General features: G+C 40.4%; 8 protein-coding genes. All 8 read left to right on the top strand.

The genetic code is table 11. The features are described from left to right. Window positions 1-174 precede the first annotated feature (174 nt). The 8 genes from VYM24_RS21855 (at window position 175) to VYM24_RS21820 (ending at window position 20,416) form a co-directional block, all read left to right on the top strand. Window positions 175-4,131: a hybrid sensor histidine kinase/response regulator transcription factor gene (locus tag VYM24_RS21855; protein ID WP_291548976.1), complete on the top strand. Its 3,957-nt coding sequence runs from the start codon at window positions 175-177 to the stop codon at window positions 4,129-4,131. 325 nt (window positions 4,132-4,456) lie between these two features. Continuing rightward, window positions 4,457-7,594, top strand: a complete 3,138-nt coding sequence (locus VYM24_RS21850; RefSeq protein WP_291548978.1) for a SusC/RagA family TonB-linked outer membrane protein — start codon at window positions 4,457-4,459, stop codon at window positions 7,592-7,594. Between the two features lie 12 nt (window positions 7,595-7,606). Continuing rightward, the gene (locus VYM24_RS21845; protein WP_291548980.1) at window positions 7,607-9,469 is read left to right on the top strand and encodes a RagB/SusD family nutrient uptake outer membrane protein; all 1,863 of its coding nucleotides are present in this window, start codon (window positions 7,607-7,609) and stop codon (window positions 9,467-9,469) included. Between the two features lie 30 nt (window positions 9,470-9,499). Beyond that, window positions 9,500-12,277: a SusC/RagA family TonB-linked outer membrane protein gene (locus tag VYM24_RS21840; protein ID WP_330940938.1), complete on the top strand. Its 2,778-nt coding sequence runs from the start codon at window positions 9,500-9,502 to the stop codon at window positions 12,275-12,277. Window positions 12,278-12,289: 12 nt separating this feature from the next. Next, window positions 12,290-13,963, top strand: coding sequence for a RagB/SusD family nutrient uptake outer membrane protein (locus tag VYM24_RS21835; RefSeq protein WP_330940937.1), 1,674 nt, complete (start codon window positions 12,290-12,292; stop codon window positions 13,961-13,963). 126 nt (window positions 13,964-14,089) lie between these two features. Continuing rightward, entirely contained in the window at window positions 14,090-15,316 is a 1,227-nt protein-coding gene (locus VYM24_RS21830) for a glycoside hydrolase family 88 protein (protein WP_291548985.1), read from the top strand. A gap of 141 nt (window positions 15,317-15,457) precedes the next feature. Then, the gene (locus tag VYM24_RS21825; protein WP_291549022.1) at window positions 15,458-18,796 is read left to right on the top strand and encodes a glycoside hydrolase family 2 TIM barrel-domain containing protein; all 3,339 of its coding nucleotides are present in this window, start codon (window positions 15,458-15,460) and stop codon (window positions 18,794-18,796) included. Between the two features lie 60 nt (window positions 18,797-18,856). After that, the gene (locus tag VYM24_RS21820) at window positions 18,857-20,416 is read left to right on the top strand and encodes a Gfo/Idh/MocA family protein (RefSeq protein ID WP_291548986.1); all 1,560 of its coding nucleotides are present in this window, start codon (window positions 18,857-18,859) and stop codon (window positions 20,414-20,416) included. Window positions 20,417-20,452 lie beyond the last annotated feature (36 nt).

The raw sequence follows: 20,452 nt of genomic DNA, 5'->3' as shown, positions 1-20,452 counted from the left end.
TATTAATGTGGAGAAAGTTATAATCTTTGATGTTTATTTGTCTTATATGAGCTTTTTTCATAAATTTGTTTTTGTGAAAATTAGTACCTTATGAATAGATCTAAATGCTATGCTACTTTTGTCCTGTTGTTATTGTGCACTCATGTATATGGACAATATTTTAAAAAATTAGACATGAAAGATGGCCTTTCCAATCTTTCAGTTTTAGCCATTTTCCAAGATACTTTGGGGCGCATGTGGTTTGGTACCAATGAAGGCGTTAATGTGTACGATGGTGAACGGCTTTCTACTTATAAATCTTATGATGTTATAGATAATGCACTCCGGAAAAAGATTTTTATTAATGGAGTGGTTGATCAGATTGTAGGGGATTCTCATGGAGATGTATTCCTGAAAACTGACGGTACATTGACTAAATATGATATAAGGAAAGAGAGTTATCAGGAACTGCATTCTGCCGGAATCAGTTCTATCGCTGTTTTTGACAATGAGATATGGTGTGCTGCGTATGACTCATTGTTCAGGTATGATTCTCAGTCTGACTCATTATGTTTTTATCGGAAGCTGAATACACCTACTATCTGGTGTATGGTTAAAAATGATGATCGGATATGGCTTGGAACAGCTAAGGGACTTTATGTGTTGGAAGAAGGGGAGATTAAGTGCTTGTTGCCGGGAATTGAAATATTTAAGTTGTTTGTAAGTAGCAGAGGAGAATTGTGGATTGCCTCCCGCATGAATGGATTGTACCGGATGGGACGAGATAGGGTTTTGAAAAAAGAGATATATTCTCCGGAACGTGTAGTGAGTGAGCAGATTCGCAGTTTCGTTGAAGATGATCAAAATAATATCTGGTTCGGTACATTTGACGGGTTGCAGATGTATAAGCCCAATTTGGATGTCTTTAGTGTATATCGGCCTAACTATCATCCGGGGTCATTGGCACATGAATCTGTTTTTTCTCTTTATAAAGATAGGCAGGGAACTATTTGGGTAGGTACTTATTATGGAGGTGTTAACTATTTTAATCAGGAAAAGGATTTGTTCCGGTATTATGTTTATGCCGAATCGAATGAGAATTGTTTGAATTACCCTATTATCGGTCAAATAGTGGAGGACAAGGATCGTAATCTTTGGATCTGTACAGATGGGGGAGGGGTGAATCATTTCGATCGGAAAAGGGAAACGTTTACCTATTATACTACTAAATCCGGTAAGAATTCAATCCTGCATGATAATGTGAAGACTATTTCGTATGATGAGAGCCGCGATCAGATATATATAGGTACTTATACAGGAGGGCTCAGCCGTTATGATAAGAATACTCATCAGTTTTATAATTACCTGGATGATTGCAAGCGTACGGGAAAGGGACCTGACCATATTATTTATTATTCGTTGTTTAAGGATGGTTGGTTGTATGTAACGGCACGGAATGGATTTTGGCGTATGCATCCAGATAAAGGAGAATTTCAATTGATCAGCAATAAAGATTTTTTTCAAACTTTTGAGATTGATTCTCAGGGATACGTTTGGTTAGCGGCGGATATGAATTTATATAAATTGTCTTTGCATGATTGGAGTAAATTGGAAATTGTTCAGTTTGATACTTTGGAGAACCGCAAAGTTCGGATAACGAAGATTATGGAAGCTACAGATGGGACCGTTTATTTTTCAACCATAGGTAATGGGGTATTCTCATATAGTTATGAAACAAAGAAGTGGGAACATTACACCGTCGAACAGAATAATCTGTTGAGTAATTTTTGCTATAATCTCGCAGAGTCTCCTTTAAATAATATATTGATAACTAATGATAAGGGGATTTCTATTTATTCTCCTTTCAATCATTCTATGTATTCGATAGAGCTAGGAGCTATTAAAGGGATGATTTCTGCGGTTGCAGATGGAGGGGGAATTTGCGTAGCAGATGATGATATGGTTTATATAGGTGGAGTGGATGGTATTATTTCGTTTTGTGAGCGGGATTTATATACGGAAAGTACGGAAAGCAGTAGCTCAGAACTTTATTTTTCAAATCTTTATATCAATAATATCAAGATATTTCCGGGGGATCGATACCATGTATTGGACAAATCGTTGCCGTTTGTACAACACATAGAGTTGGCATCAGACCAAAATAATTTGATGGTTGATTTTTCCAGCTCCAATTATATAGAATTGGAGAAAAGCATTTGGTATCAATATAAGTTGGAAGGATTTGATAAGGAGTGGTTTTTTACCAATCAGTTACGACTTATTTATACCAATCTTGCTCCGGGAAGCTATGTCTTGAAAGTGCGTGAGGCCAAAAATAGATTTGGAGATGAAAGAGGAAGGGAGATTGCACTTGCTATCACGATACATTATCCGTGGTATCGCACATTATGGGCTTATATGATATATTTTCTGGTAGTAGCAGGGGTCATTTGTGTTTTTCTAAGAGTAAGAAATGCCCGTAAAGCGTTGGCCCTTTCTTTGGCTAAAGAGAAGGATGAAAAAGAACGGATAGAAGAGGTTAATAAAATGAAACTTCGTTTCTTTACTAATATCTCTCATGAATTCCGTACTCCGTTGACTTTGATAATAGGGCAGATTGAAATGCTGATGCAGTCAGAGCAAATTTCATCTGTTATTTATCGCAGATTGAACAATGTACATAAGAATGCCATGCATTTGCGTATCCTGATTACCGAGTTATTGGACTTCAGAAAGCAAGATCAGGGATTCGTAAAATTGAAGGTGGAGTGTGTAGATGTAATTCCTTTTTTGGAAAATATAGGGCGATCGTTTACAGAGCTTGCCCGGAAAAGGAATATTGTATATTCTTTTGAGCATACAAAGGAGGAAATCGAGGTTTGGTTTGATCCTGTACAAATGCAGAAAGCTGTATTTAACCTCTTATCTAATGCCTTTAAATATACATCTGACGGTGGAAGCATTAAGGTTGTTGTCAAGAGACAACAGCAAAAGGTTGAAATAGCTGTGGTTGATACGGGATGTGGAATCCTTCAGGAAGATTTGCCCAAGATATTCGAACGATTCTATCAGGGAAGCGAAGGGACACAGAAGGGAAGAGACGTAGGGAGTGGCATAGGATTGGCTCTTACGAAAGGAATTGTCGAGGCCCACAAAGGTCATATCACTGTAGAGAGTGTGCTGAATGAAGGAAGCTGTTTCAAAATACACTTGCTTATGGGCAATAATCATTTCAGTCAGGAAGAACTGGAACATAAGAAGGCAGTGATGACCGTACCTGACTGGCAGGAAATGATTGCTGATGAAGCTGATTTATTACCGGAGGGAAAGTTGCAAGAAGCAAGTACAGAGGCAGAACAGGAAAAAGAAGAATCAGCGAAACCTCGTATACTTCTGGTAGAAGACGATGAAGGAGTATTGGACATGCTGGAGGGAATCTTCGCTCCCTCTTACACGGTGTACAAGGCTATTAACGGACAAATGGGATTTGAATTAGCACAGCAACTACAGCCGGATTTGGTAGTGAGTGATGTGATGATGCCGGTGATGTCAGGCAAGGAGATGTGCTTTAAAATTAAAAATTCTTTGGAGCTGGCATATATTCCGGTCATATTACTTACAGCACAATCTTCGGTGAATTATACGATTGAAGGGTATATGTTTGGGGCAGATGACTATATAACTAAGCCTTTTAATGTAAAATTATTGTTGGCACGTTGTAACAGTTTGCTGAAGAACAGGCAGTTGTTGTTAAAGAGATTGAGCAGATCAGAAAGCATAACTTTGCAGGAAGTGGGAGGTATCACTGCCGCAGACCAGAAATTGCTGGATACAGCTATAGCAGTTATAAGACAAAATTTCGATAATCCGGAATTTGATATGAATATGCTGGCTGCCGAATTAAATATGGGGCGGAGCAAGATGTTTGCTCGTTTGAAAGAAGTGGTGGGGTTAACTCCGAATGAATTTACATTAAAGTTGAAGTTGGAAGAAGCTCTGAGAATGTTGCAGGAAGAACCGCAATACAATATATCAGAGATATCCTACAAATTAGGATTTACTTCTCCACGCTATTTTAGTCGCTGTTTTAAATCCTTTTACGGGGTTGCCCCATTATTCTATAGGAAAGATAGCCCGAAGGATGAGGTTTAACAGGAGGACGAGGAATGAAAAAGAACTCTTAATAACTGAAAGAATGCTGCTAATTTTATCTGATTAGGAGCATTTTTTATTTGACAGGATTAGAAAATTGTGATTGTACGCATGGACTTTTAGAGAGATTATGTGTGAAAAATGTCCTAAGTGTGGCACTTTTTGTCTGCAATACAATTTGTGCCCCTCTATCTGATTTAAAGGGAGGATGCTTCTTCTCTAAATCCTGTTGATTTGCATAGTTTTTAATGTATGGCTTATTGTAGTACACTAAAAGCTACCAAAGTTATTCCTTATATTAACAATGTTAAGTAAATCACTTTTTATGAAAAACAAATTGTGGCTTTTTATTTTTGCTTTCTTGGCTGTATGTCCAGGGAGAAGCTTCGGAAATAGCAATCGCTCCGAAGCAGTGTCCGTGACACAGCAAGATAAGGAAAGAGTCGTGACGGGAGAGGTTATTGATGACCAGGGCCCGATTATTGGTGCTACTGTCAGGGTAAAGGGGACCCAAAACGGTAAAATTACGGATGTGGACGGAAAGTTCACATTAAGTGTCCCGATTGGCGCTACAATCGTGGTGTCCTATGTCGGTTACAATGATAAAGAAATCGTCTATAAAGGCGAAAGTAAGCTGAAGATCACCATGTCTGAAAGTTCTACACTGTTACAGGAGGTGCAGGTCGTTGCTTATGGTACTACTAAGAAAGTAACCGTTACTGGTGCTTTATCCTCAGTGAAATCTGATGAAATTATGAAATCTCCGGTGGGAAGTATTGCCAATGCGTTGAGCGGCAAAGTTCCCGGATTATCCAGCGTACAGAGTAGCGGTCAGCCGGGTGCCGATGATGCCACCTTATATGTACGCGGTGTAGGTTCTTTATCTACAGGGTTGTCTACTCCGTTGTGTCTGGTTGATGGAGTGGAACGTTCGTTCACCCAATTAGACCCGAATGAAGTTGAAGATATCACTGTACTGAAAGATGCGTCTGCTACGGCAGTGTTCGGTGTGCGTGGTGCTAATGGTGTAATCTTGGTGACTACTAAACGTGGACAAGCCGGTAAGGCTAAGATTTCTTTTTCTACCAGTGCAGGCCTTCAGATGCCTACTAATATTCCGGATTTTGCCAACAGTTACGATTATGCGACGACTTACAATGCAGCTCAAAGGCGTGATGGTGTAGCGGAAGATAAGCTGATGTTTACGGAGGAAATGTTGGAAGGATTTCGTACGTATAGTAATCCGATTCTTTATTCGGATACAGACTGGACGGATTTATTAATTAAAGATCTGGCATGGCAGTCACAACACAACTTGTCTATTTCGGGCGGTTCCGATCGGGTACGTTATTTTGCTTCATTAGGTGTGTTTACTCAGAAAGGGCAATTCGAAACATATCATGAAAACGACCGTGGTTTTAGTTACAATCGTTACAACTACCGTATTAATATGGATATTGATGTGACGAAGACTACCTCTATGAAGATCAATCTGGGGGGACGTCTGACTGACAAAACAGAACCCAATTATAATAACGGTACTTATACAGATCTTTCTTATTTATATGATAATATTTATAGTGCTGTACCTTTTTCTGGTGCTGGTATTGTAGATGGCAGATGGATAGGTGTAAACCAGCGGGTTTTTGGTTCTTTCGGTGTTATGAATGATGGTTTGGGCACCTATTATGGAAAAGGTTACTCTACCACGGGAGGGAATGTGATTAACTTCGACTTTTCTCTGGAACAGAAACTTGATATTGTAACAAAAGGGTTGAAAGCTCATGTAAAAGGAGCTTATAATAGTGGCGTGACCGACAAACGTCGCCGTGAAGGAAGAGCTGACAGATATGAAGCTTTTGTTTCGGAAAGCGGTGAGACCTTGGTGCGGAAAACACAAGAAGCGCAGACTTTAGGTTGGACACAAACTACCGGACAAAGTCGTGACTGGTACCTGGAAGCTGCATTGAATTATCAAAGAAATTTGGGGTTGCATCATGTATCCGCATTAGCTATGTACAATCAGAATATGAAATATTACTATTCAAGTTCTGGTGTTTATGCAGGTATACCACGTAGTTATGTGGGGTTTGTAGGACGTGTTACTTATGACTACAATACACGTTATCTGATAGATTTGAGTATTGGCTATAACGGATCGGAAAATTTTGCGGAAGGAAAACGTTTTGGTATGTTCCCGGCAGGTTCGGTAGGTTGGATTATTTCGGAAGAGAAATTCATGCAGCCGTTGAAACCCTATGTTAGTTATCTGAAATTGCGTGCATCTTATGGTATTGTGGGTAATGATAAAGTTTCTGACGGCTCCCGTTTTCTGTATCTTCCGGACTCTTATACGATATCTACCGGTAACTACGGTTTCGGCGCAACCTCCAATAATACTCTTGTAGGTTCTAAGGAATCCAAAGTAGGTAATCCGGATGTGACTTGGGAAACTGCCGCAAAACAGAACTATGGTGTCGACCTCCATTTCTTCGATAGCCGCTTGAAAACTTCATTTGATTACTTTATTGAACATCGTAAGGACATTCTGATTTCCCGTCAAATCAATCCCGGATATCTGGCTATCTCTCTGCCTATTGTGAATTTGGGTAAGGTGGATAATAAAGGTTTTGAAGTGACAGCACGCTGGGAGGATAAGATAGAGGAATTTGGCTATTATATCGGAACCAGCTGGTCTTATGCCAAAAATAAGATAATCTATAAGGATGAAATTCCTCAACCGTATGAGTGGATGCGCGAAACCGGACGTCCGGTAGGACAGCAATTTGGGTATGTATATGATGGTTTCTTTTCAGAGGAAGAGGCTGCAAATTATGAATCACTGAAAGGGAAAGAAAATGGTATACCCGATCATGGTACAGGTTTTTCTCCCATAGCCGGAGATGTGAAATATAAAGATTTGAACGGTGATGGTAAGATTGATGCGAACGATATTTCGGCCATTGGTTATCCCACATATCCGCTTCTGAACGGCAATGTACAATTAGGATTTTCTTGGAAAGGCTTTGATGTTAGTATGACCTGGGCAGGGGCATTCAAGACTTCAAGACTTGTGAGTCGTATTTATCGTACTCCGTTTGGTGAGACTGGTACGAACTCTCTTTTACAATATATGATTGATGATGCCTGGACACCAGAAAAGGGTAATAGTGCGAAAGCACCTGCCATTTCATTGAGTGGTAGTAAAACTAATAATTATAAGGATTCGGATTTATGGTTGCGTGATGCTTCTTATGTCCGCCTGAAAAATATAGAAGTTGGTTATTCCTTCCCGAAGGCTTTGTTGCAGAAAATGCGAATCAGTTCGTTACGTCTTTCTGTTACCGGGTATAACCTATTGACATTTAGTGGACTGGATTTCTGTGATCCGGAATCTAATCCGGATGGACGTGCCTATCCGTTGATTAAAATCGTGAATTTCGGTTTAAGAGTAGGATTTTAATAAATAGTAATTATGAAAAATATAAGAAATCATTTTCACATTATATTATTGGCTTTGGGCTTGTTGATGACAGTGGCGTGCGAGGATTTGGCTTTCGGGGATAAGTTCCTGCAGAAACCACCCAGTACGGATGTCACGATTGATACCGTATTTTCTACTGCGGAATATGCTAAGCGTGTACTATGGTACAGCTATCAGTATTTACCTTATGGACTGGAAACCAGTGGTTATTGGACTACCATGTGGTTGGGCACTCTTGAAGGATTGACTGATTTGAATAATGATAATGTAGGATACTCGGGTGTTCAGCGGGTTTATTACAATGGTAATTATAACTCCAGTACAGAGAATGCCCCGCGTGCGACCTATATGGCTACAAAAATTCGTTTTAATGAGAGTGAAACTCACATGTGGTCAGCTATTCGTAACGCTTGGTTACTTGTTGCGAATATAGATAAGGTGCCTGACATGGATCAGGACGAGAAAGAACGTCTGAAGGCAGAAGCTAAAATGATTGTTGCGGTTTACTATGCGCATATGCTACGTCATTATGGTGGTCTTCCTATTGTAAATAAAGTGATTGCGGCAGATGATGAGATGCCGGCACGCGCTACTTTGGAGGAAACTGTGAATTATATTGTGGGACTTTTGGATGAGGCTATTGCCTGCCCCCAATTCCCTTGGAGGGTGACAGACGGAGATATTGCACAATGGGATGGTCGTATGACTAAAGCCGGTGCCTATGGATTGAAGGCAAGAGTCTTGTTGTTTGTTGCGAGTCCTTTGTTTAATAGTGATCAGCCTTATGCTGCCGGAGTGGCATCTGAGCAACATATGACCTGGTATGGTAATTACAGTCGCGATCGTTGGAAAAAAGCTGTAGATGCTTGTGAAGCCTTTTTTGCGGCATTGTCTCAGAATGGATATTATCGTTTGGTGCAGAAAGGAGATGTTTCTCCCAATGAATATCGTTATGCTTTCAGGAAAGCATATTTTGATCGTGGAACGACGGAAACATTGATTTCAGTACATCGGAATATATATAGTGCCAGTCTTAGTGCAGGAACATTAGTGTTATGGAATGCTATCAGATGGGGAGGTTATTGCCCTACTAAAGAATATTTCGATATGTTTCCGATGGCTGATGGTTCAGACTTTGATTGGAATAATCCTGAACATGCGGCAAACCCATTTATTAATCGTGATCCCCGTCTGAGCGAAACATTTATTTTGGATGGAGATATTTATCAGGGAAGAACGGCGGAACTTACTCAAGAAAAAACTGATGATAAAACGAATTATCCGGCAGGAAAAGATTGGGGACAGGGAGCAATGAATGCTTTAAGTCTGAAAAATGGATTGGCTTGCCGGAAATGGGGATTGGACCGTGGTACAGAACTCAGCGGACATGTCATTCAATGGCCTCATCTTCGTATTGCTGAACTTTATTTGAGCTATGCAGAAGCTTTGAATGAATATAATGGAGGTCCCAACAGTCTGGCATATCAATATGTGAATGATGTGCGGGCGCGTGTGGGGTTGGATGGGCTGAAAACCGGTATGACACAAGAACAATTTCGTGAAGCTATTCTTCGTGAGCGTGCTTGCGAATTTGGATACGAAGAAGTACGTTTCTTTGACCTGATCCGCTGGAAAATGGAAAATAAGTTTACTGCACCTTTACATGGATTGAGGGTATATAAAAATAAGAATGATGGATCTTACATTTGCGAACCTTATTCTTTGGCAGATACAGATAGAAATCGGGCTTGGTGGAATTCCGGTGGATTTTCTCCGATTTGGTACTTGAGTGCCTTCCCGCAGGATGAGGTAAATAAAGGATACGGATTGATACAGAATCCGGGTTGGGAGTAATGTTTCTGAAAATTAGAAATGAAAAAGATTATGAATAAAAGATTCAATATAGTTTTGGCTGGCATACTGTGTTCGCTTGGCATAATGGCTCAGGAAGACACATTGACAGTCCGTCAGAATAATGAGGTGATAGAACTGGGACGTACTATTACTTACGATGCGAAAGAGGTGACCGGTGCAGTGTCTGCTACTACGAATCTCTCACATAAGAACAGCATAAAACCATCTAATCAGTTATTTGGTACACTTCCCGGATTGATGGTCTTGCAGAATGCCGGTACGGTTTGGGAGAACGGGGCGACGATGTATGTACGTGGAATCGGTTCCTTGAATTCGAATAGCCCGCTTGTATTGGTAGATGGCTTTGAACGCTCGATTGATGAATTGAGTTCTGAAGAGATAGAATCGGTTAGTGTGCTGAAAGATGCAGTAGCTACCAGTTTATATGGTATTCGTGGTGCAAACGGGGTTGTTATAGTGAAGACTAAACGGGGGACGATAGGAGCGCCTAAAATTAATTTTTCTTACGAATTTAATATGGCTACGCCTAAACGTTTGCCTGATTTTGTAGATGGTTATATTTATGCGACAGCTTTAAATGAGGCTATGCGTAATGATGGTTTGAGCCCTCGCTATTCGGATTCAGAACTGAATGCATTTAAAGATCAGACCAATCCGAATTTCTATCCAAATATAGACTGGATAGATGAGTCATTGAGAGATGCGAGCTATGGGGATAATGTGAATTTTTCAGCTCAGGGAGGAAGTAAGTTTGTACGTTACTACACGATGCTGAACTTTTTGGATAATCGTGGAATATTAAAACCAACCTCAGATAACGATGGGTACTCTACACAACTGAAGTATACAAGGCTGAATATCCGTACAAATCTGGATGTCACAGTGTCTCCCACTACTACAGTACAGTTGAATTTGCTGGGTAACTTTACTGAACATAACCGTCCGGGTGAAAGTACGGATAACATCTTCTCTGCACTGTATCAAGTGCCTTCAGGTGCATTTCCTGTGAAGACAGACAGAGGAATATGGGGAGGTACTACTACTTATTCCAATAATCCCGTAGCACTTATTTCCGGAAGAGGATATGCTCGTTCCCAAACACGTGCCATGTACGCCGATATGAATTTGAAACAAGATTTGTCTGCTATACTTCCTGGTTGGTCGGCAGGTTTCAAGGCCGGTATAGATAATACAGCTTCTTATTGGGATAATAACACAAAAAATTTTGGTTATGAGTCGGCTGCCATTGATCTGGTAACCGGTGAAAAGAGTTATTCTACACTTCGTAATGAAGGAACATTGGCTTTTTCAAAAAGTGTAGGTTCAGTTTCCACTCATTTTAATCTGGAGCTCTATACTAATTACATTAAGCAATGGAATAAACATAGACTGAATGCAACTTTGCTTTACTCCATGGATAAGACTAAATTGAAAAGTCAGAATTCAGGGCGCGCATTTATGGATATAGTGGGTAGCGCACACTACTCTTATAATGATCGCTATTTGGTTGATTTTTCGTTATCCGGTTCTGCTTCCAGTATTCTTGATCCTGACGACCGTTGGGGAATTTTCCCAGCAATAGGTGCAGGTTGGATTCTGTCTAAAGAAGATTTTATGAAACGCGAATGGCTGAACTTGTTGAAAATCAGAGCTTCATATGGCGTGTCCGGTCGTGCAAATTACGGTGTAAATCTGTTCCAGGATATTTATGGTAGTGGAAATTCTTTTTATTTCCAGAATACTTCTAATGTGCCATCTTCTTCATCCGGTATGAAATTTACTCAGTTGGGAATAGACGGACTGACTTATGAGAAATCTCATAAATTGAATGTTGGTATTGACTTTAGAGCTTGGAACAGACTGACGTTGACATTGGATGCATTCTATGACCATCGTACGGATATTCTGGTGAGTAGCGGAGGTTCGGTATCTCAGATATTTGGTATGTCGGTACCTCAGATTAATAATGGTGTTGTGGATAACAGGGGCATTGAAGCATCTTTAGGTTGGGAAGACAAGATTGGTAATTTGAAATATCGTCTGGGCGGACAGTTTACTTTTGCCCGTAATAAAATTGTGAATCAAAATGAAGAGTATCGTCCGTATGACTATCTTAAACGTACGGGAGGCTCCATGAATCAGATTTTCGGTTATGAAGTAATAGGTATTTATAAATCTCAGGAGGAAATAGATAACCGTGGAGTTGAACAATTATTGGGTGATGTACGTCCGGGGGACTTGATGTTTAAAGACCAGAATGGCGATAATAAGATTGACTCTTATGATCAGGTAGCTCTAGGTTATAATTCAACTTGCCCTGAAATCTATTACTCGTTTGATCTTGGACTGGAATACAAGGGGATTGGAGTTTATGCATTGTTCCAGGGTGTGGGTAATTATAGCAAGCTGTTGAATACTGCAAGTATCTATCGCCCAATTGTGAACAATAATACGATTTCCACTTACTATTGGGAAAACCGCTGGAGTGAGTCGAATCCGAATGGAACTCTGCCACGCCTGACTTATTCAGGTTCAGACAATAACTACAATACCAACTCTTTGTGGGTAACTGATGCTTCTTATTTAAAATTAAGAACATTGGAGCTATATTATAATTTCTCGGCTAAGTTACTGAAGAGGACGGGCTTTCTGGCTGGCGTAAAGGTTTTTGCCCGTGCGCATGATTTGTTCTGTTTGGATGGAATTGATCTTCGTGATCCGGAATCCATCGGTACTGAGCATCCTACCATGACTCAATATGCCTTCGGATTTAATTTATCTTTCTAAAAAATGAATGGTATGAAACTAAAAAAAATATTTACAATACTTATTTCTGTCAGTTTGTTGACATCCTGTGATTTTATGGATTGCAATGAATCGGATTATTACTCTTTAGAGCAAATTCAGGGGAGCTATAGTCGTGTTAAGCAATTTGTGACGGATGTTTATGGCTATCTACCCTCAAACTTTTGCAATATTGATGGCGCTATGCTGGATGCCGCAACAGATGATGCGATTCATATTTATGAGTCATCAAATATAAAGCGTTTTGTGAATGGTACCTGGTCGCCTAATTATACAGTTGATGATCAATTTGCCAATTATTATAATGGTATCCATGATGCTAATTTTTATTTGGAGAATTTGACCGGATTGAAATTTGAAACATGGGAAAATACGAATGATTATGATAACTGGATGATCACTTATCCTAATTTTGAGTATGAGGTTCGTTTTTTGCGTGCTTACTTCTATTTTGAGCTGGTAAGACGTTACCAAAATATCCCTTTGATTACTACTGTGCTTACGCAAGAAGAAGCAAATGTAGCAGAACCGGCTTCGGCAGAAAAAATCTTTGATTTTATCATTTCGGAATGTACGGAACTGTCCACACTGCTTCCGGTGGATTATACTAAAATGCCCGGTAGTGAGTACGGGCGTGCCACAAAGGGAGCGGCTTTGGCTTTGAAAGCGCGTGCAGCATTGTATGTGGCCAGCCCTCTTTTTAACTCTAATAATGATAAAAATAAATGGGTGGCTGCGGCAGAAGCTGCTTATGAACTTATCGGGCAGAGTTCCACGTTGGGATATCAGTTGGATGGTAGCTTTTCGAATCTGTTTGGCGCAACCAATACGGCAAGTAGCGAAGTGATTTTGGTACGTCCTACAGGAACAAATACAAGCTTTGAATCAGCTAACTTTCCTATGGGAGTTACTGGTGGCAAGACTACTACTTGCCCAACAGAGAATCTGGCAAGTGCATTTGAAATGGCAACAGGCGAGGAGTTTGACTGGAATAATGAAGAAATGAGTAAAAATCCTTATGCAAACAGAGATCCTCGCTTTTATTTGACTCTCGTACATAACGGTATGTTGTGGCCAGCTTCCAATGCTGTGGAAATTAATGAAGGCGGTGCTAATGGATTACCTCTGACCAATGCTACTTCCACCGGTTATTATCTGCGTAAATATGTGGACAAGAGTATTAGTTTTGAAGCCGGCTCTTCTTCTGCCGCAACTCATCATAACTGGGTATTGTTCCGATATGCTGAGGTGTTGTTAAATTATGCCGAAGCTATGGTAAATGCTTATGGAGATATAAACAAAACTACCGATAAATGTGGTATGACTGCATTGGCCGCTGTGAATGCTGTTCGTGGCAGGACAGGCGTAAATATGCCTGCTATATCAGGCACTTTATTACCTGAGGAATTCTTGAAACGTGTGAAACATGAACGCAGAGTGGAATTAGCCTTTGAAGGGCATCGTTTTTGGGATCTTCGTCGTTGGAAAGAACTGGATGAATCCAAGGACATTTTTGGAGTGAAGATTACTAAGAGTAATGATGTTATAACCTATAAAAAGTTTACATTGGAGTCCCGGAAAATTAGTGATAAACTATATTTTTATCCTATAGCAAATACAGAGCTCTTTAAGAATAGCAATCTAAAACAGAATCCTGGCTGGGAATAAGTAGAATCTATACAAAGAAGGCCACACCGGTTGGATTGCGGGTGTGGCTTCTTTTGTAGGAGTCTTATTTGTTGAATATTAATAGATTAATTAATATGAAAAGTAAAAAGATATAAAATATTTAGAATGAAAGCATTTTACATTTTATGCATATCGGTATTAGTGTTGATTGCATGTAGCGGAGCAGAGAGTACAGAAATTGTAAAACATGGGTTTGAACGGGCGGAAGAACAACTGTCAAATCAGTTGCAGGCTGTGCCGCAGACTACCGATTATCCTCGTACGATAGGAAAAGACGGTAATCTTAGAGTGACTCATAAGAATGATTGGACAGAAGGATTTTATCCCGGATGTTTGTGGTATGTATATGAATATACAAATAAGGACAACTGGAAAGAGGCTGCAATAAGATGGACAGAGGCACTTGAACCTTTGAAGAAATTAACCAATCATCATGATATTGGTTTTCTGATGTATTGTAGCTTTGGAAATGCGTATCGTTTGACGGGAAATGAAGCCTATAAAGACGTGTTGGTTGAGGCTGCCCGTTCTTTGTGCACTCGTTTTAGTGAGAAAACCGGTAGTATCAAATCATGGAATTACCGGAAGTCCTGGAATGGCAGGGATGAATGGTTCTACCCGGTCATTATTGACAATATGATGAACTTGGAGTTATTGTATTTCGCAACTAAGGTTACGGGTGACTCCATTTATGCTCAAATAGCTAATCGTCATGCTGAAACTACAGCTAAAAACCAGTTCCGTGAGGATTATAGCAATTATCATGTTGTCAATTATGACGAAGAGACAGGTGAAGTACTGAATCAGGCTACTTGCCAAGGATTTTCGGATAATTCAGCATGGGCTCGCGGACAGGCTTGGGCCATTTATGGTTACACGATGGCTTATCGTGAGACTTACAGAAAAGACTTTTTGGAAATGGCGGTTCATACGGCGGATTTCTGGTTGAATCATCCTAACTTGCCGGAAGATGGAGTTCCTTATTGGGACTTTAATGCAGGGCAAGAAGGATATGTGCCTGACTGGAATTATGATTCCCAGAAATTTAAAGTGATGCCGCGTGACGCTTCGGCGGCGGCTATTGCCGCATCGGCTTTCCTGGAACTGGCAGACTATGTGGCAGATGGAGAGAAGTATAGTGCTGCAGCAGGTCATATATTGAAATCTCTTACCTCGCCTGCTTATCTGGCGGAACCGGGTACCAATTGCAACTTTATATTGATGCATAGCGTGGGAAGTATTCCGCATGGTGAAGAGATTGATGTTCCTCTGATATATGCAGATTACTATTATCTGGAAGCCTTGATGAGGTATAAAAACAGAATGAAATGAACGTTGTGATGGAGTTTTATAAATTGTTTTTGTAAAAAAGATGATAATCAGTCTTACATATTGGAAAAAAAAGTAATTTTGGAAAAGAAATGTATAACAAGATCTAATAGCATGTGGAAAAATATAGTAACTGTATTGGGAATGTGCATATTAAGTGCATATCCTGTGGTAAATGCCAATAATAAGGATACACATATACTTCCGTATTGGCAGGACATACAGACTGTTTCGGTGAACAGGGAAGAACCGCGCACAGCTTTTATGACGTATGATAGCCGTCAGTCTGCACTTAGCGGGGAATATGAGAATAGCAAATACTATAAATTGCTGAATGGAACATGGAAGTTCTACTACTCGGACTCGTATCGTAGTTTGCCGGGAGATGCTGTTCAGGCTGTAGCCGATATGAATGGTTGGAGTGATATCCAGGTTCCGGGAAATTGGGAAGCGCAAGGATACGGTACACCTATTTATACGAATCATGGATATGAATTCAAAGCGCTTAATCCGCAACCGCCACAATTGCCGGAAGATATACCTGTAGGTATTTATCGTCGGGAAATAACTGTGCCGGAAGACTGGATGTCACGAGATATCTATTTGCATATTGCGGGCGCTAAATCCGGGGTTTATGTGTATTTGAATGGAAATGAAGTTGGCTATAATGAAGATTCTAAAAATCCTGCGGAGTTTTTGATAAATAAATATCTCCGGAATGGTAAGAATACATTGGTCTTGAAGATTTTTCGCTGGAGTACGGGTTCCTATCTGGAGTGCCAGGATTTTTGGCGTCTGAGTGGAATTGAGCGTGATGTGTTTCTCTATTCTCAGCCCAAAGTAGCTGTAAAAGACTTTAGGGTGATCTCTACATTGGATGACAGCTATACTGATGGCATTTTCAAGTTGGCCGTTGATGTTCGTAATCATGCTCTTGCCGGTAAAAAGGTGCAGGTGCTTTATGAATTGATGGATAAAGTTTCCGGTAGGGTTGTAGTTAGTGGCGTAAGTGATTGTGAGGTAAAGAGCGCAGAAACTCAAACGGTTGCTTTTAATGCAAGTTTGCCCGGAGTAAAAACCTGGACTTCTGAAGCTCCTAATCTCTATAAATTGTTGATTACGTTGAAAGAAGGAAGTGAAGTGACGGAGATTATTCCTTTCAATGTCGGTTTCCGGCGTATTGAAATCAAGGCGATTGATCAAATAGCTAAAAATGGGAAACCGTATGTTGTATTACTTATTAATGGTCAGCCTTTGAAGTTGAAAGGTGTCAATATTCATGAGCATAATGAAGAAACGGGGCATTATGTAACGGAAGAACTGATGCGCAAGGATTTTGAATTGATGAAACGTAATAATTTGAACACGGTTCGTCTTTGTCATTATCCGCAAGACCGTCGGTTTTATGAATTGTGTGATGAGTACGGGTTCTATGTATACGATGAAGCCAATATTGAATCACATGGGATGTATTACGATTTGCGCAAAGGTGGATCATTGGGCAATAATCCGGAATGGTTGAAGCCACATATGTATCGTACTGCAAATATGTATGAACGGAACAAGAACTATCCTTCTGTTACATTCTGGTCTTTAGGCAATGAAGCTGGTAATGGCTACAATTTCTATCAGACATATTTATGGATAAAAGAGCGGGATAAGGAACTCATGGACAGACCTGTGAACTATGAACGTGCACAGTGGGAATGGAATACGGATATGTATGTACCCCAATATCCCAGCGCAGAATGGCTGAGGTATATTGGTGAAACCGGTTCCGACCGGCCGGTGGTTCCGTCGGAGTATTCTCATGCAATGGGAAATTCCAATGGTAATCTGTGGGATCAATGGAAAGAGATTTATAAATATCCTAATCTGCAAGGCGGATATATATGGGACTGGGTAGATCAGGGATTATTGAGAACAGATGAGGATGGACGTAAGTATTGGGCGTATGGGGGCGATTATGGTGTAAATATGCCGAGTGATGGTAATTTCTGTTGTAATGGACTTGTCGGTCCTGACCGTAAACCGCATCCTGCCATGGCGGAAGTGAAATATGTGCATCAAAATGTGATGTTTAGCGTTGTTGACGCAACTTCCGGTAAGTATCGGGTGTTCAACCGATTTTATTTTACTAATCTGAGAAAATATACCATTCAATATGAATTACGTGCTAATGGCATGGTTCTGAAAAAAGGGAAGTTATTATTGGATGTCGCTCCTCAGGCAGAAAAGGAATTTACTATTCCGGTGAAGAATGTGCAGGGAAAAGCTGGAGTAGAGTATTTTGTGCATTTCAGTGTAGTCACTACTCAGCCGGAACCTCTGATACCGGTTGGACACGAAATAGCATGTGAACAATTCAGACTGCCGGTGACAGTTGATAAAGCGGTATATAAAGCAGCGGGACCTACGTTGAGCTTTAAAGAAGAAGGAAATAAGCTGATTGTTTCTTCGTCTAAGGTTTATTTTGAGTTTAATCGTGCTTCCGGTCTGGTTACTTCATATAAGGTGGATGGAACAGAGTACTTTGATAAAGGATTTGGAATACAACCAAACTTCTGGCGGGCACCTAATGATAATGATTATGGGAATACAAATCCGAAACGTTTATTGATTTGGAAAACTTCAAGTCATAATTTTAACATCAGTAATGCTTCCATAAGCATGGAAGGAAAAAATGCGGTTTTGAGTGTAGTCTATAATTTACCGGCTGGCAACCAATATTTGATGGATTATAGCATATATCCGGATGGAATAGTAAATGTCAATATCAAATTTACTGCAACTGACAAGGAAGCTATACGAACTGAAGTTCAGGAAGATACTCATCTTGCCACTTATACTCCCGGTAAAAAGAAGGAGAATAAAGATCAGCTTGAAGTACCTCGTATTGGTGTGCGTTTCCGTATACCGCAAAGTATGAATGTAGTAGAATACTTTGGGCGTGGTCCTGAGGAAAATTACATTGATCGTAATGCAGGAAGTATGGTAGGACGTTACAAGACTACTGCTGATTTCATGTATGTAGATTATGTTCGTCCACAAGAAAACGGTCATCGTACGGATACACGCTGGGTGGCTTTGACTGATAAAAATGGTCGGGGCCTCTTGGTTCAGGCTAAGCAGACCATAGGCTTCAATGCTTTGAGAAATACCGTGGAGGATTTTGATTCGGAAGAATCATCGCATCCATATCAATGGAGGAATCGTTCTCCAGAGGAAATTAATCAGCATAATGTGGATGAAGCCAGAAATCTGATGCGGAAAATGACTCATATTAATGATATTGTTCCTCGGGGTTTTGTGGAGGTTTGTGTGGATATGAGGCAACAAGGAGTGGCTGGTTATGACAGTTGGGGAGCAAAAGTGCAGCCTGGCTATACGATACCGGCTAATCAAAATTATGAATGGGGATTTACATTTGTACCAGTGAGGGCAAAGGGTGATGTAGACAAGTCACTACGTTATAATTATTAATTTTGTAATGTTATGAATAACATATTCCTCTTATTAAGGGAATACAATAATAATTTATGTATGAAGAATTTTAAATTTTTATTGCTGAGCGCATGTATTGCGCTAGTTGCGTGCACAGCTAAAACATCGTCTGAACAACAAGTTTCAGACAAAGGGACAAAATGGAGTTGGGACAAGGGAACGATTGTTGTAGAAACTCCCGAGCGTCCGGCCGGACAAACAAGTGTAATAGGGCTGACGATACCTAAAATGGAAGTGGTTCGTGTGGGATTTGTAGGTTTAGGAATGCGTGGTCCCGGAGCTGTAGAACGTTTTACGTATATTCCGGGTATAGAAATCGTTGCTTTATGTGACTATGAAAAGGAACGGGCAGAGAAATGCCAGAAGTATTTACAGAGAGCTTCTATGCCTAAAGCTGCTGTATATTCTGGTGAAAAAGGATACGAAGAACTGTGTAAACGGGATGATATAGATCTGGTGTATATCGCCACAGATTGGCTGCATCATTTTCCTGTCGCTATGTGTGCGATGGAGAATAATAAAAATGTTGCCATCGAAGTTCCTTCTGCAATGGACTTGAAAGAGTGTTGGGCATTGGTAAATATGAGCGAGAAGACTCGCAAACATTGTATGATCCTTGAGAACTGCTGTTATGACTGGTTTGAGATGAATACTCTGAATATGGCGCAACAGGGTGTGTTTGGTGAGGTCGTTCGTGCCCAAGGAGCTTATATTCATAATCTGGAGCCTTTTTGGGATCATTACTGGAAGAATGGTGAAAATGACAAACTGGGTTGGCGTCTGGAGTATAATATGAAGCATAGGGGAGATGTATATGCCACTCATGGTCTTGGCCCTGTAGCACAAGCGTTGGATATACATCGTGGTGACCGTATGAAGACACTCGTTGCTATGGATACAAAATCGGTAGTAGGTAAGTCATTGGTAGAAGAAAGAACGGGGCAGCCTTGTGAGAACTTCCGTAATGGTGATCATACAACTACGCTGATTCGTACGGAAAATGGAAAGGTGATTGAGATTCAACATAATGTGATGACTCCGCAACCCTATAATCGTCTGTATCAGTTGACCGGTACCAAGGGATTTGCAAATAAATATCCGATAGCAGGTTATGCATTGGATGCAAAACAGCTGCATGCATCGGGAGTTGCACCTGAGGTAGATAACTTGAATTCCCATAGTTTTATGCCTAAAAAAGATATGGAAGCTTTAGTACAGAAATATCAGCATCCTATCTTGAAGAAATATGGTGAAATGGCAAAAGAAGTTGGCGGTCATGGCGGTATGGACTTCATCATGGATAGCCGTTTGGTGTATTGTCTGCAAAATGGACTTCCTCTAGATATGGATGTCTATGATTTGGCTGAATGGTGTTGTCTGGCCGAGTTAGGCGAATTGTCTATGGACAACAATTGTGCGGCCGTTGCTTTCCCGGACTTTACTCGTGGCGAATGGAATAAAGTGAAGGGGTATAAGCATGCTTATGCTTCTCCTGAAGATGAAAGTGTTGCCATGGAGAAAGCCAAAAACTTCACAGCAAAGCTTAAAGAGAAAGGTGCCTTAGAATGGGCGGGTGAAGCAGTTGAAGATAAAAAATAAACATAAGTAGCGATCAGGTAAAAGTAGCGCTAATTT

The organism is Bacteroides sp. MSB163 (assembly GCF_036416795.1).
Lineage (GTDB): Bacteria > Bacteroidota > Bacteroidia > Bacteroidales > Bacteroidaceae > Bacteroides > Bacteroides maternus.
This window is presented reverse-complemented; position numbering and strand designations above follow the sequence as displayed.

Bases quoted from the DNA above. Each gene is read 5' to 3' on its own strand.
- VYM24_RS21855 (WP_291548976.1), top strand. From the start codon at position 175: ATGAAAGATGGCCTTTCCAATCTTTCAGTTTTAGCCATTTTCCAAGAT.
- VYM24_RS21850 (WP_291548978.1), top strand. From the start codon at position 4,457: ATGAAAAACAAATTGTGGCTTTTTATTTTTGCTTTCTTGGCTGTATGT.
- VYM24_RS21845 (WP_291548980.1), top strand. From the start codon at position 7,607: ATGAAAAATATAAGAAATCATTTTCACATTATATTATTGGCTTTGGGC.
- VYM24_RS21840 (WP_330940938.1), top strand. From the start codon at position 9,500: ATGAATAAAAGATTCAATATAGTTTTGGCTGGCATACTGTGTTCGCTT.
- VYM24_RS21835 (WP_330940937.1), top strand. From the start codon at position 12,290: ATGAAACTAAAAAAAATATTTACAATACTTATTTCTGTCAGTTTGTTG.
- VYM24_RS21830 (WP_291548985.1), top strand. From the start codon at position 14,090: ATGAAAGCATTTTACATTTTATGCATATCGGTATTAGTGTTGATTGCA.
- VYM24_RS21825 (WP_291549022.1), top strand. From the start codon at position 15,458: ATGTGCATATTAAGTGCATATCCTGTGGTAAATGCCAATAATAAGGAT.
- VYM24_RS21820 (WP_291548986.1), top strand. From the start codon at position 18,857: ATGAAGAATTTTAAATTTTTATTGCTGAGCGCATGTATTGCGCTAGTT.